We start from the raw sequence: 13,657 nt of genomic DNA on the forward strand, positions 1-13,657 counted from the left end.
TCCGGGGGAGCGCCGGGGCCCTACACGTACCGTTCGAGGATGGACGACTCGGCCAGCCGGGACAGTCCCTCGCGCACGCTGCGCGCCCGGGCCTCGCCGACCCCGTCCACCGTCTGGAGGTCGTCCACGCTCGCCGCGAGCAGCTTCTGCAGACCGCCGAAGTGCTCCACGAGCCGGTCGATGATCGCGCCCGGCAGCCGCGGCACCTTCGCCAGCAGCCGGAAACCGCGCGGCGACACCGCCGAGTCCAGCGTCTCGGGCGAGCCGCTGTAGCCCAGCGCCCGCGCCACGACCGGGAGTTCGAGCAGCTCCGTGTGGGTCAGCGAGTCCAGCTCGGTCAGCGCCTCCGCCACCGTGCGCGAACGCTTCGCGGTCGGCTCCGGCACGTAGTCCCGCACGACCAGCTCGCGCTCCGGCTCCACGCCCGCGATCAACTCGTCCAGCTGGAGCGAGAGCAGCCGGCCGTCGGTGCCGAGCTCCACCACGTACTCCGCGATCTCCGTCGCGATGCGGCGGACCATCTCCAGGCGCTGGGCGACCGCCGTCACGTCCCGGACGGTCACCAGGTCCTCGATCTCCAGCGCGGAGAGCGTCCCGGCGACCTCGTCCAGCCGCAGCTTGTACCGCTCCAGCGTGGCCAGGGCCTGGTTGGCGCGGGACAGGATCGCCGCCGACTCCTCCAGGACCCGCCGCTCCCCGTTCACGTACAGCGCGATCAGGCGCATCGACTGGGAGACCGAGACGACCGGGAAATTGCACTGCTTGGAGACCCGGTCCGCCGTGCGGTGCCGGGTACCGGTCTCCTCGGTGGGGATCGACGCGTCCGGGACCAGCTGCACACCGGCGCGCAGGATCTTGGTCATGTCCTTGTCGAGGATCAGCGCGCCGTCCAGCTTGGCCAGCTCCCGCAGCCGGGTCGCGGTGAACTCCACGTCCAGCACGAAGCCGCCCGTGCACATCGACTCGACGGTCTTGTCCATGCCGAGCACGATCAGACCCCCGGTGTTGCCGCGGAGAATGCGCTCCAGGCCGTCCCGCAGGGCCATTCCGGGCGCGACGGCGCTCAACGAGGCGCGCATCAGCGCCTCATTGCCCGTGGTTTGGCCGGACTTTCCGGGCGATGCTGCCCGGTCGCTGGCTGCCACTGCACTCCTCCGGTCACAGGTTTGCGGTGCCCTCGTGGCCTGTCGGTCGGAACAGGCCGTCCAATCGAAGGACCCTACGTCCCTCGTACCGTTCGTACGGACGGGCGAGACCAGGGCAAAGTCTACCGGCGTGCGCCGTCCTCCCGGGGGGCCTGTGCGCGGGTCCGGCGCGGGAGCGCCCTGAGCGCGTCGCCCATGTCGGCCACTTCGGTCACCTTCATACCGGCCGGGACCTTGCCGGGGTCGGTCGGGACCAGGGCGTGCGTGAACCCCAGCCGGTGCGCCTCGGCCAGCCTGCGCTGCACGCCCGTGACCCTTCTGACCTCGCCCGCGAGCCCCACCTCGCCGATCGCCACCAGATTCTTCGGCAGCGGTGTGTCGCTCGCCGCACTCGCCAGCGCCAGCGCGATCGCCAGGTCGGCGGCCGGCTCGGTCAGCTTCACGCCGCCCACCGTCGCGCTGTAGATGTCCCGCTTGCCCAGCGAGCTGATCCGGCCGCGCTGCTCCAGGACCGCGAGCATCATCGACACCCGGGAGGTCTCGAGGCCCGAGGTGGTCCGCCGGGGGGACGGGATCTGCGAGTCCACCGTCAGCGCCTGCACCTCCGCGACCAGCGGCCGCTTCCCCTCGAGGGTCACCGTCAGGCAGGTGCCCGGTACCGGCTCGGCGCGCCGGGTGAGGAAGAGGCCGGACGGATCGGCGAGACCCGTGATCCCCTCGTCGTGCAGCTCGAAGCAGCCGACCTCGTCGGTCGCCCCGTACCGGTTCTTGATCCCGCGGACCAGGCGCAGCCGGGCATGGCGGTCGCCCTCGAAGGACAGCACCACGTCCACCAGGTGCTCCAGGAGCCTGGGCCCGGCGATCGCGCCGTCCTTCGTGACATGGCCCACGAGCAGCGTCGACATCCCGCGCTCCTTGGAGGCCCGGATCAGCGCCCCCGCCACCTCGCGGACCTGCGCCATGCCGCCCGGCGCGCCCTCGATCTCCGGCGAGGCCACGGTCTGCACCGAGTCCAGGACCAGCAGCGAGGGCTTGACCGCGTCGAGGTGGGCGAGCACCGCCGACAGATCGGTCTCCGCCGCCAGATACAGGTGGTCGCTGATCGCCCGGATCCGGTCGGCCCGCATCCGGACCTGCGAGGCGGACTCCTCACCCGTCACATACAGCGTCCGGTGCTCGTCGGTCGCCGCCTTGGCCGCCACGTCCAGCAGCAGCGTGGACTTGCCGACGCCCGGCTCGCCCGCGAGCAGCACGACGGCCCCGGGCACCAGACCGCCGCCCAGCACCCGGTCCAGCTCGCCGACGCCGGTCGGCCGGGCGGTGGCCTGCCGGCTGTCCACCTGGCCGATGGGCAGCGCGGCGGTGGAGACCCGCCCCGCCGCCGTGGTCCGGACGGCGGGCGCGCCGCCGAACTCCTCGACCGTCCCCCACGCCTGGCACTCGGGGCAGCGGCCGAGCCACTTCGCGGTGGTCCAGCCGCATTCGGTGCAGCGGTAGGACGGCCGGTCCTTCGCGGATTTCGTACGGGCAGCCATGGCGCCACCGTATCGGTGGGGTCTGACAGCGCGGGCGGGAACGCCTGTCCCTTATCGCGCGATACGTTCACCCGTAAGGGTTAAATCTACTCAAGGAGTGCGAGGGGTGAGCCCGCCGCCCCTACGGTCGCAAGGTGACGAGCAGCAGGCTGGAGACTCCGACGAACACCCCCGGGGCGCACCGGGGACAGCATCGCGCGCCCCACTCCTCGCACGCCGCGCCGAAGAAGCCGCCCGCCCGCTACGAGCCGCATCTCGACGGCCTCTTCACCTACTGCCTCTCCGTCCTCTGCGACCACGACGCCGCCACCGAGGCGCTGGGCGGCGTCCTCGCCCTGGCCGAACGGCAGGGCTCCCGCTGCCCGGCCGACGAGGAGGAACGTAAAACCTGGCTGTACGCCCTGGCCCGGTGGACCTGTCTGCGCCGGCTCACCGAGCAGAAGCAGGGCCGCCGAGCCCACCGCCGCTCCGACCCCGCGCGCCCCCCGCACCGCAGGCCCGCCGACGAGGACCGTCACACCCCGGCGGCCGCCCGCCCCGCCCGGCGCGCGGCGCGCCCCACGCCGCCTGCGGCCGCACACACCGCCGCACCCGCTCCACCGGAGAGCCCCGCCCCACCGGAAAGCGCCCACGCCGAGGCGCACCGCCGGGAGCTGGCCCAGCTGGCCTGGCCCGAGGCCGCGGGCACCACGCCGGAGCAGCGCGAGGCGCTGGAGCTGGCCGTCCGGCACGGGCTGACCCCGCGCGCCGTCGCCGCCGTCCTCGGCCTCGACCCCACGGCCGCCCGCGAACTGCTGGCCGGCGCCGCCTGCGAGGTCGAGCGCACCCGGGCCGCCCTCGCCGTCGTGGAGACGGGCAACTGCCCCACGGCCGGCCGGCTCACCGGCGACCACCGCGCGCTGCTCTCGCCCACGCTGCGCCGCGAGCTCGTCCGGCACGTGGACGACTGCCCGCGCTGCCGCCGCGCCGCCGAGCGCGCCGGGGCCGAGGGGCCGTGGCCCGGGAAGACGGTGACCCCGGCCGCCGTGCTGCCGGTCGTGGAGGCGCCGCGCCCCTCCGCGTACGTGGCCATGCTGCACGCGCAGAAACACCAGAAGAATCGGTCCGCCACTCCACGCTTCGACCGCACCGGCTTCCCCATGGACCCCAAGGACCACGCCGCGCGCCGCGACCGGCTGCGCTCCCGGGTCATGACGACGACGGTCGTCGCCACCGTGGTCGCCGCCCCCGTCATCGCCCTGTGGTCCGCCTACCGGGGGGCGCCCCTCACCGGCGAGGGCCGCGACGGTTCGGCGGTCAGCGCCGCCGACAACGGGACCGGCGCGGCGCAGACCCCCTACGACGACTACGAGAACGCCGGCAACGCCCGCCCGGACGGCGGCTCCCGCTTCCCCGGCAAGGACTCCCTGCCGGAGGTCTCCGCGGAGATCGTCAGCAAGGGCGCCGGCCCCTCCCACGGCCCCGCCGCGCACGGCGAGGGCCGGCTCACCGTCCGGACCCGCACCGCCGGCTCCGCCACCCTGATCACCCTCACCGCCTCGAGGTCCGGCCCGGTCTCCTGGTCCGTCGCCACCGACCGGTCCTGGGTGATCCTGAGCCGTACCTCCGGCAAGCTCCCGGCGGGCGGCAGCGTCACGATCCGGGCCTTCGTGGACCACGCGCGGCAGCCCGCCGGCCCCTGGACCGCCCACCTCACCGTCGCCCCCTCGGGCGCGGTCGTCGCCCTGCACGGCTACGGGGCCAAGGCGCCGACCCCGGGCGCCTCACCGCGCGGAATCCACCCGCGCCCGGTCCCGCCGAGGTCCACCACGCCGGACCCGGATCCCACCCCGGACCCCTCCACCCCGACGCCGGACCCGACCGACCCGACGCCCACGCCGACGGAGACCGACCCGAGTCCCACCCCGGACCCGACCGGCTCCTCCGGACCGCCCGCACCGCCGAAGGGCCCGAGCACCCCGCCTCGCGCGGACTGACCGTGCGGCCGGACTACGCCGGGTCCGCCGGGTGCGGGGCCATCGGCAGCAGCGAGGCGAGCCGCTGCTCGCACAGCTCCGTCAGCGTGTCGTACGCCTCCTTGCCCATCAGCTCGATGAGCTCCGGCCGGTACGACACGTACACCGGCTCGCCGCCCCCGTGCGCCGAGGTCGCCGACGTGCACCACCAGTGCAGGTCGTGGCCGCCCGGGCCCCAGCCCCGCCGGTCGTACTCACCGATCGACACCTGGAGCACCCGCGTGTCGTCGGGCCGGTCGATCCACTCGTACGTACGCCGTACGGGCAGCTGCCAGCACACGTCCGGCTTCGTCTCCAGCGGCTCCCGGCCCTCCCGCAGCGCCAGGATGTGCAGCGAGCAGCCGGCCCCGGCGGGGAAGCCCGGCCGGTTCTGGAAGATGCACGACCCCTGCCAGCGGCGTGTCTGGCGGTCCCCGTCCTCGTCGGTCTGGGTCCAGCCCGTCTCCGTACCCACGTCGTGGAACTGCCACAGCTCCGGAGTGAGGCGCGCGACATGACCGGCCACCCGCTTCTCGTCGTCCTCGTCCGAGAAATGGGCACCCAGCGTGCAGCAGCCGTCGTCCGCGCGGCCCGCCTGGATGCCCTGGCAGCCGCTGCCGAAGATGCACGTCCACCTGGACGTCAGCCAGGTCAGATCGCAGCGGAAGACCTGCTCGTCGTCGGCGGGGTCGGGGAATTCCACCCAGGCGCGCGCGAAGTCGAGCTCCGTCTCGTCGGAGGGATCCGGCTCGGACGCGGCCGGCGTCCGCATCTCCACCTTCTCCACATGCTTGATGTCCTGCGGGGTCTCCGCCTCGATGTCCCGCTTCTTCGTGGCTTTGCCCGGCTTCGCCTTTTTCGTCTTTGGCACGCGCCCAGAGTAAGTCCGCCGCCCGCAGTAGCGTTCCGCGTATGAGACTCGGAGTCCTCGACGTGGGGTCGAACACGGTTCATCTGCTGGTGGTGGACGCCCATCCCGGCGCCCGCCCGCTGCCCGCGCACTCGCACAAGGCCGAGCTGCGCCTCGCCGAACTCCTCGACAGGGACGGCGCGATCGGCCCGCTCGGCGTGGACCGGCTGGTCGGGACGATCGCGGGCGCGCTCGAAGCCGCCGAGGACAAGGGCTGCGAGGACGTCCTCGCCTTCGCCACCTCGGCGGTACGCGACGCGAGCAACGCCGACCAGGTCCTGGAGCGGGTACGGGACGAGACGGGCGTCGACCTCGCGGTCCTCAGCGGTACGGAGGAGGCCCGGCTCACCTTCCTCGCCGCCCGCCGCTGGTACGGCTGGTCGGCGGGCAAGCTGCTGGTCCTCGACATCGGCGGCGGCTCGCTGGAGATCGCGTACGGCATGGACGAGGAACCGGCCGCCGCGGTCTCGCTGCCGCTGGGCGCCGGGCGCCTCACCGCGGGCTGGCTGCCGGGCGACCCGCCGGACCCGGCGGAGGTCAAGGCGCTGCGCCGGCACGTACGGGCGCGCATCGCCCGCAGCGTCGGCGACTTCGCCCGCATCGGCCGCCCGGACCACGTGGTGGCCACCTCCAAGACGTTCAAGCAGCTGGCCAGGATCGCGGGCGCGGCGCGCTCCGCCGAGGGCCAGTACGTGCCGCGCACCCTCAGCCGCAAGGCGCTGGAGGAGTGGGTGCCGAAGCTGGCCGCGATGACCGCCGAGGAGCGCGGGACCCTGCCCGGCGTGTCCGAGGGCCGGGCCGCGCAGCTGCTGGCCGGGGCACTGGTCGCGGAGGGCGCGATGGACCTGCTCGACGTGGACGAGCTGGAGATCTGCCCGTGGGCGCTGCGCGAGGGCGTGATCCTGCGCCGCCTGGACCACCTGCCGTCGCGCGGGGAAGCGGCGCTGGACTGAGGGGGCGGGAGGGGCCGGTGCGGCCCTTCTCACTTTCCGCCGCTCTCCCTCGGCGGGGCGCACCACTGCCCGTACGCTGTCTGCGTGGCAGAACCAGTGGTGCGCGTCCCGGATGCGAAGGTCGCCCTGTCGACGGCCTCGGTCTATCCGGAGTCGACGGCGACGGCCTTCGAGATCGCCGCGCGCCTCGGCTACGACGGCGTCGAGGTCATGGTCTGGACCGACCCGGTCAGCCAGGACATCGAGGCGCTGCGCCGGCTCTCCGACTACCACCAGGTGCCGATACTCGCCGTGCACGCGCCCTGTCTGCTGATCACCCAGCGGGTCTGGTCGACCGATCCCTGGGTCAAGCTCCAGCGGGCCCGCGCCGCCGCCGAGAAGCTGGGCGCGACGACGGTCGTCGTCCACCCCCCGTTCCGGTGGCAGCGCAATTACGCCCGCGACTTCGTCAGCGGAATCTGGCGGATGGCCGACGAGACGGACGTCCGGTTCGCCGTCGAGAACATGTACCCGTGGCGCTACCGGGACCGCGAGATGCTCGCGTACGCGCCCGACTGGGACGTCACCAACGACGACTACCGCCACTTCACGGTGGACCTCTCGCACACCGCCACCGCCCGCACGGACGGCCTGGCCATGGTGGACCGGATGGGCGACCGGCTGGCCCACGTCCACCTGGCCGACGGCAAGGGCTCCAACAAGGACGAGCACCTGGTGCCCGGCCGGGGCGACCAGCCCTGCGCGGAACTGCTGGAGCGGCTGGCCGGTTCCGGCTTCGACGGGCACGTGGTCATCGAGGTCAACACCCGCCGCGCGATGTCCACCGCCGAACGCGAGGCCGACCTCGCCGAGGCGCTCGCCTTCACCCGGCTCCACCTCGCCTCGGCCGCCGAGCGCGCCCCCCGCTCATGACCCCGGACGTGCCGGGCCCCAAGCGCCGGGGCCGCCCCGCCCGCGCCGCGTCGGACACCGGCCCGGACGCGCGCACCCGCATCCTGGAGGCCGCCCGCACGGAGTTCGCCGAGCGCGGGTACGACAAGACCTCGGTGCGGGGCATCGCCCGCGCGGCCGGCGTCGACTCCGCGCTGGTCCACCACTACTTCGGTACGAAGGACGAGGTCTTCGCCGCCGCGATCGAGTTGTCCTTCGAGCCCGCGCTGCTCGTCCCGGCCGTCCTCGAAGGCGACCCCCAGGACGTGGGCGAACGTCTGGCCCGCGCCTTCATCGCGATCTGGGAGAACCCGGCGACCCGGGCCCCCCTCCTCGCGGTCCTCCGCTCCGCCCTCACCCACGAGGCCGCCGCGAAGGTCCTCCGAGGCTTCGTACTGCGCCGCCTCCTGGAACGCGTGGCGGCGGGCCTGGACATCCCGGACGCGACGTTCCGCGCGGAGCTGGCGGCGTCGCACATGGTGGGGATCGCGATATTGCGGTACGTGCTGGAGGCCGAGCCGTTGGCGTCCGCGCCGCCGGAGAAGATCGTGGCGATGGTGGCCCCGACGCTGCAGCGGTACCTGACGGAGCCCTCCGCGTAATCCCGCGGGCCGTCGTCGAGGGGCTGCCCCCGTACCCCCGCTGCTCAATCGCCGCAGGGGCAAAGATCAGCCCCGCCGGCGTTCGAGGCGCGGGGCCCTGGGCGGAGCCCCGGTTCCGGGAAGGGGCGGGAAGGGGCGGGGAGGGGCGGGGAGGGGAACAGGCCCGCCGCAGGCGCCCTCCGCCCCGAATGCTTCCGCATAGCGGACACCCGGTCCACATCCTGGCACCGACGGCGTACGCTCAAGAACAGTCTTCAACGCAGAAGGAGCGAAAAGACGATGCCCACGCTGAGGTCCCGCACAGTCACCCACGGCCGCAACATGGCGGGCGCCCGCGCGCTTATGCGGGCCTCCGGGGTACCCGGCGCGGACATCGGCCGGAAGCCGATCATCGCCGTCGCCAACAGCTTCACGGAGTTCGTGCCGGGCCACACGCACCTGGCCCCCGTCGGCCGGATCGTCAGCGAAGCGGTCGTCGCCGCCGGAGGCATCCCGCGCGAGTTCAACACGATCGCCGTGGACGACGGCATCGCCATGGGCCACGGCGGCATGCTCTACAGCCTCCCCTCCCGCGACCTCATCGCGGACAGCGTGGAGTACATGGTCGAGGCGCACTGCGCCGACGCCCTGATCTGCATCTCCAACTGCGACAAGATCACCCCGGGCATGCTCAACGCGGCCCTGCGCCTGAACATCCCGACCGTCTTCGTCTCCGGCGGCCCGATGGAGTCGGGCCGCGCCACGCTGGTCGACGGCACGGTGCGCACGCTCGACCTGGTCGACGCGATGTCGGAGGCGGTCAACGACAAGATCTCCGACGAGGACATCCTCCGCATCGAGGAGAACGCCTGTCCCACCTGCGGTTCCTGTTCCGGCATGTTCACCGCCAACTCGATGAACTGCCTGACCGAAGCCATCGGCCTCTCCCTCCCCGGGAACGGATCGGTCCTGGCCACCCACACCGCCCGCAAGGCTCTCTACGAGAACGCCGCCCGCACGGTGCTCGACCTGACCCGCCGCTACTACGAGCAGGACGACGACTCGGTCCTGCCCCGCAACATCGCCACGGCCGCCGCCTTCGGGAACGCCATGGCGCTCGACATCGCGATGGGCGGCTCCACCAACACGATCCTGCACCTCCTGGCCGCCGCCCAGGAGGCGGGCGTTCCCTACGGCCTGACCGAGATGGACGCCCTGTCGCGCCGCGTCCCGTGCCTGGCCAAGGTCGCCCCGAACGTCGCCAAGGACCGCACGTACTACATGGAGGACGTGCACCGCGCCGGCGGCATCCCGGCCCTCCTCGGCGAACTGCACCGCGGGGGCCTGCTCAACGAGGACGTGCACTCCGTGCACAGCCCGTCGCTGGACGACTGGCTGAAGACCTGGGACGTGCGCGGCGGCTCCCCGGCGCCGGAGGCGGTCGAGCTGTGGCACGCCGCTCCGGGCTGCGTGCGCTCGGCGGAGGCGTTCTCCCAGTCCGAGCGCTGGGACACCCTGGACCAGGACGCCGAGGGCGGCTGCATCCGCTCCGTGGAGCACGCCTACTCCAAGGACGGCGGCCTCGCGGTCCTGCGCGGCAACCTGGCCGTGGACGGCTGCGTCGTGAAGACGGCGGGTGTCGACGAGTCCATCTGGACCTTCGAGGGCCCGGCCGTCGTCTGCGAGTCGCAGGAGGAGGCCGTCCAGAAGATCCTCACCCAGCAGGTCAGCGAGGGCGACGTCGTCGTCATCCGCTACGAGGGCCCCAAGGGCGGCCCGGGCATGCAGGAGATGCTCTACCCGACCTCGTACCTGAAGGGCCGCGGCCTCGGCAAGACCTGCGCCCTGATCACGGACGGCCGCTTCTCCGGCGGTACGTCGGGCCTGTCCATCGGCCACGCCTCGCCCGAGGCGGCCTCCGGCGGCGCGATCGCGCTGGTCGAGGACGGCGACCGGATCCGGATCGACATCCCGAACCGCTCGATCGACCTGCTGGTCCCCGAGGCCGAGCTGGCCGCCCGCCGCGAGGCCCTGAACGGCGTGTACGTCCCGAAGAACCGCGACCGCAAGGTCTCCGCCGCGCTGCGCGCCTACGCCGCGATGGCGACGAGCGCCGACCGGGGCGCGGTCCGCGACGTCTCGAAGCTGGGCTGACCCGAGCGGTACCGGGGGGCCGCACGCACGGCCCCCCGGACCTCACCGAACCTGCGGGATAATCGACCCCGTGAGCGAGAACAGCGAGACCCCCGAAGGCGCGACCGCCGGCCCGTCCGAGCCCGCGGCCGGCACCCCGCAGGGCCCGCAGCCCGAGCCCCTCCGCTTCTTCGGGACCACGTGGGTCGCCCACGACGGCCACTACGGCCTGCGCCGCGCCGGAGCCGCCGTCGGCTCCCTCCTCGCGGCGGCCGCCGCCTGCCTCGTCCTCCGCTTCGCGTACCAGGGGCTGGAGATCGCCGACGTCGGCGGCTTCGTCGGCGTGCTGGTGGTCGCGATGTTCGCCATCTGCAGCGCGGTCGCCTTCCGCAAGACCTGGGAGGGCTTCGGCCGCCGCCCGGCCGACCCGGCCCGCGAGGAGAACCTGCGCGGCCTGAAGGCCATCGGCTTCGTCGGCTCGCTGCTCGCGTACTTCCTCCGTACGTTCACCGAGGCGCCCGGCGAGAAGCTGAGGCGTACGGAGTACGAGGAAGCCGTCGCCCGGTACGCGAAGCGCCGCGCCACCCGCACGGGCAACCCGGCCGCCCGCAAGACGGCCAAGGGCAGGAAGCCCCGCCGCAAGTAACCACCGCACCGCATCGCAAGGGGCCGCGCAGACGCGCGGCCCCTTGACGTGTCGCGCCCGTGCGACCAGAATTCATCACATGATGAATTCTTCGGGTGTCGCCGTCGAGGCCCGTGGCCTCACCGTCCAACGAGGCAGCCGCACGGTCCTCAAAGGCCTCGACTTCACCGTCGGACCCGGCAGGATCACCGGCCTCCTCGGCCCCTCCGGCTGCGGCAAATCCACCCTCATGCGCGCCGTCGTGGGCACCCAGGCCAAGGTCACCGGCACCCTCCGGGTCCTCGGCAGCCCCGCCGGCCACCCCTCCCTCCGCCCCCGCGTCGGGTACGTCACCCAGGCGCCCTCCGTCTACACCGACCTCACCGTCCGCCAGAACCTCGACTACTTCGCGGCGGTCCTCCAGCCGGGCCGCGCCCACCGCGACGCCCGCCACGAGGCGGTTACCCGCGCGCTCACCGAGGTCGACCTGACCAGCCACGAGGACGCCCTCGCCGGCAACCTCTCCGGCGGCCAGCGCACCCGCGTCTCCCTCGCCGTAGCCCTGCTCGGCACCCCGGACCTGCTCGTCCTCGACGAACCGACCGTCGGCCTCGACCCGGTCCTGCGCCGCGACCTGTGGCAGCTCTTCCACACCCTCGCCGCCGAGCGCGGTACCGCGCTCCTCATCTCCTCCCACGTCATGGACGAGGCCGAGCGCTGCCACCGCCTCCTCCTCATGCGCGAGGGCGAGATCCTCGCCGACGACACCCCGGACGCCCTGCGCACCGCCGCCGGCACCGACACCGTCGAAGCGGCCTTCCTGTACCTGGTCGACGCGGCCGCCCACCGCAAGGAGAACGCCCGATGAGCAGCACCACAGCCCCCCTGAGCCCGGCCCGCACTCTCGCCACCGCCGCCCGCGTCCTGCGCCAGCTCGCCCACGACCCCCGCACGGTCGCGCTGCTCCTGCTGGTCCCGGTCCTGCTGATCACGCTGCTGCGGTACGTCTTCGACGGCAGCCCGCAGACCTTCGACTCGATCGGCGCCTCGTTGCTGGGGATCTTCCCGCTGATCACGATGTTCCTGGTGACCTCGATCGCCACCCTGCGCGAACGCACCTCCGGCACCCTGGAGCGTCTGCTCTCGATGCCGCTCGGCAAGGGCGACCTCATCGCGGGGTACGCGCTCGCCTTCGGAGCGGTCGCCGTCCTCCAGTCGCTCCTGGCCACCGGCCTGTCGGTATGGGCCCTCGGCCTGGACGTCATGGGCTCGCCGTGGTTGCTGCTCCTGGTCGCCCTGCTCGACGCGCTGCTCGGCACGGCACTCGGGCTGTTCGTCTCGGCGTTCGCGGCCTCCGAGTTCCAGGCGGTGCAGTTCATGCCCGCGGTGATCTTCCCGCAGCTGCTGCTCTGCGGCCTCTTCATCCCGCGCGACCGGATGGCCCCGTTCCTCGAAGCCGTCTCGGACGTGCTGCCGATGTCGTACGCCGTGGACGGGATGAACGAGGTGCTCCACCACACCGAGGTCACCGGCGACTTCGTCCGGGACGTGCTCATCGTGGCGGGCTGTGCCCTGCTCGTCCTGGCCCTCGGCGCGGCCACCCTCCGCCGCCGCACGGCCTGACGGGGCGGTGCGAAGATGGCGCCGACGAGCACTGAGCACCGCGCACATCGAGCACCGCCCGGAGGGTGAACGGCATGACCCAGACAGTTGCAGTCCTCGGTACCGGCAAGATCGGCGAGGCCCTGCTCAGCGGCATGATCCGGGCCGGCTGGCGCCCGTCCAACCTGCTGGTCACCACCCGCCGATCGGACCGGGCCGCCGAACTGCGCGACCGGTACGGCGTGGACGCGGTCACCAACGCGGAGGCCGCGAAGCGGGCGGACATCCTGATCCTCGCGGTCAAGCCACAGGACATGGGCCGCCTCCTGGACGAGCTGGCCCCGCACCTCACCGCGGACCGCCTGGTGATCAGTGCGGCGGCCGGCATCACGACCGCGTTCATCGAGGACCGCCTCTCCGCCGGTACCCCGGTCGTGCGCGTCATGCCGAACACCCCCGTCCTGGTGGACGAGGGCATGTCCGTCATCTCGGGGGGCAGCCACGCCACGGGAGAGCACCTCGCCTCGACGGACGACATCTTCAAGGGTGTCGGCAAGACCCTGCGCGTCCCGGAGTCCCAGCAGGACGCGGCCACCGCCCTGTCCGGCTCGGGTCCGGCGTACTTCTACTTCCTGGTCGAGGCGATGACGGACGCCGGCATCCTGCTCGGCCTGCCGCGTGCCCAGGCCCACGACCTCATCGTCCAGGCCGCGATCGGCGCCGCCGTGATGCTCCGGGACAGCGGCGAGCACCCGGTCAAGCTCCGTGAAGCCGTCACCAGCCCGGCCGGCACCACCATCAGCGCCATCCGTGAGCTCGAGAACCACGGCGTACGCGCGGCCCTCATCGCCGCACTCGAAGCGGCCCGCGACCGCAGCCGCGAGCTGGCCTCCGGCAACGGCTGACCAGGGCCCCGTCACCCCCGGCCCGGCCGGGGGTTGACACGCCTCCGCCCGATCCGTAGTGTGCTCCGAGTTGTCCGACGTGAGCGCCGACTCCGGTTGGTCCCCGGGCAGCCATTCCGCAGTAACCACAACGAGCACGCGACAGCTGTCGCATGTCTTTGCGTGCGCTTATGCGAAATGAGGAATCCGCGTTCGAAGGAGCGCGACCCCGATTAGCGTCGGGGCCCAGGATTCCGCTAATGTCTCACTCGTCGGAAGGGCCCAACAGCCCGGAGGACAAGCCCGCTGACTGGGAATCAGGCCCGAAAGGATCTGATAGAGTCGGACTCGCCGGAAAGGGAAAC

The 13,657-nt window shown here is 72.9% G+C and carries 12 protein-coding genes; 9 read left to right on the forward strand and 3 right to left on the reverse strand.

Annotated features, from left to right (window positions below):
• Window positions 1-20 precede the first annotated feature (20 nt).
• Entirely contained in the window at window positions 21-1,145 is a 1,125-nt protein-coding gene (gene disA, locus ABZ565_RS28860) for a DNA integrity scanning diadenylate cyclase DisA (RefSeq protein WP_026171409.1), read from the reverse strand.
• Between the two features lie 122 nt (window positions 1,146-1,267).
• Window positions 1,268-2,680 (reverse strand): DNA repair protein RadA, encoded by a 1,413-nt coding sequence (gene radA, locus ABZ565_RS28865; protein WP_361033032.1) that lies wholly within the window; start codon window positions 2,678-2,680, stop codon window positions 1,268-1,270.
• Between the two features lie 134 nt (window positions 2,681-2,814).
• Here radA and ABZ565_RS28870 point away from each other — a divergent pair, with 134 nt between their 5' ends.
• Window positions 2,815-4,656, forward strand: a complete 1,842-nt coding sequence (locus ABZ565_RS28870) for a hypothetical protein (RefSeq protein ID WP_361033035.1) — start codon at window positions 2,815-2,817, stop codon at window positions 4,654-4,656.
• Between the two features lie 13 nt (window positions 4,657-4,669).
• Here ABZ565_RS28870 and ABZ565_RS28875 read toward each other — a convergent pair whose 3' ends face one another.
• Complete coding sequence (locus tag ABZ565_RS28875; RefSeq protein WP_361033038.1) at window positions 4,670-5,545, reverse strand: hypothetical protein; 876 nt, start codon at window positions 5,543-5,545, stop codon at window positions 4,670-4,672.
• A gap of 41 nt (window positions 5,546-5,586) precedes the next feature.
• Between ABZ565_RS28875 and ABZ565_RS28880 the strand changes: the two genes are divergently transcribed.
• The 8 genes from ABZ565_RS28880 to proC all read left to right on the forward strand — a co-directional run bounded on the left by ABZ565_RS28880 (window position 5,587) and on the right by proC (window position 13,313).
• A complete protein-coding gene (locus tag ABZ565_RS28880) occupies window positions 5,587-6,537 on the forward strand; it encodes a Ppx/GppA phosphatase family protein (protein WP_361033041.1) in 951 nt (316 codons plus the stop codon).
• 84 nt (window positions 6,538-6,621) lie between these two features.
• Entirely contained in the window at window positions 6,622-7,449 is an 828-nt protein-coding gene (locus tag ABZ565_RS28885) for a sugar phosphate isomerase/epimerase (protein ID WP_361033044.1), read from the forward strand.
• Window positions 7,446-8,069, forward strand: coding sequence for a TetR family transcriptional regulator (locus tag ABZ565_RS28890; protein WP_361033047.1), 624 nt, complete (start codon window positions 7,446-7,448; stop codon window positions 8,067-8,069). Before ABZ565_RS28885 ends, ABZ565_RS28890 begins: the two co-directional genes overlap by 4 nt.
• 279 nt (window positions 8,070-8,348) lie before the next feature.
• A complete protein-coding gene (gene ilvD / locus ABZ565_RS28895) occupies window positions 8,349-10,202 on the forward strand; it encodes a dihydroxy-acid dehydratase (protein ID WP_361033050.1) in 1,854 nt (617 codons plus the stop codon).
• A gap of 70 nt (window positions 10,203-10,272) precedes the next feature.
• Complete coding sequence (locus ABZ565_RS28900; protein WP_361033053.1) at window positions 10,273-10,827, forward strand: hypothetical protein; 555 nt, start codon at window positions 10,273-10,275, stop codon at window positions 10,825-10,827.
• 79 nt (window positions 10,828-10,906) lie between these two features.
• The gene (locus ABZ565_RS28905; protein WP_361033056.1) at window positions 10,907-11,674 is read left to right on the forward strand and encodes an ABC transporter ATP-binding protein; all 768 of its coding nucleotides are present in this window, start codon (window positions 10,907-10,909) and stop codon (window positions 11,672-11,674) included.
• A complete protein-coding gene (locus tag ABZ565_RS28910; protein ID WP_361033059.1) occupies window positions 11,671-12,429 on the forward strand; it encodes an ABC transporter permease in 759 nt (252 codons plus the stop codon). Before ABZ565_RS28905 ends, ABZ565_RS28910 begins: the two co-directional genes overlap by 4 nt.
• Before the next feature lie 74 nt (window positions 12,430-12,503).
• Window positions 12,504-13,313, forward strand: a complete 810-nt coding sequence (gene proC, locus ABZ565_RS28915) for a pyrroline-5-carboxylate reductase (protein ID WP_361033062.1) — start codon at window positions 12,504-12,506, stop codon at window positions 13,311-13,313.
• The last annotated feature ends 344 nt before the right edge of the window (window positions 13,314-13,657 follow it).

It is taken from the genome of Streptomyces sp. NPDC016469 (assembly GCF_040632905.1).
GTDB lineage: Bacteria > Actinomycetota > Actinomycetes > Streptomycetales > Streptomycetaceae > Streptomyces.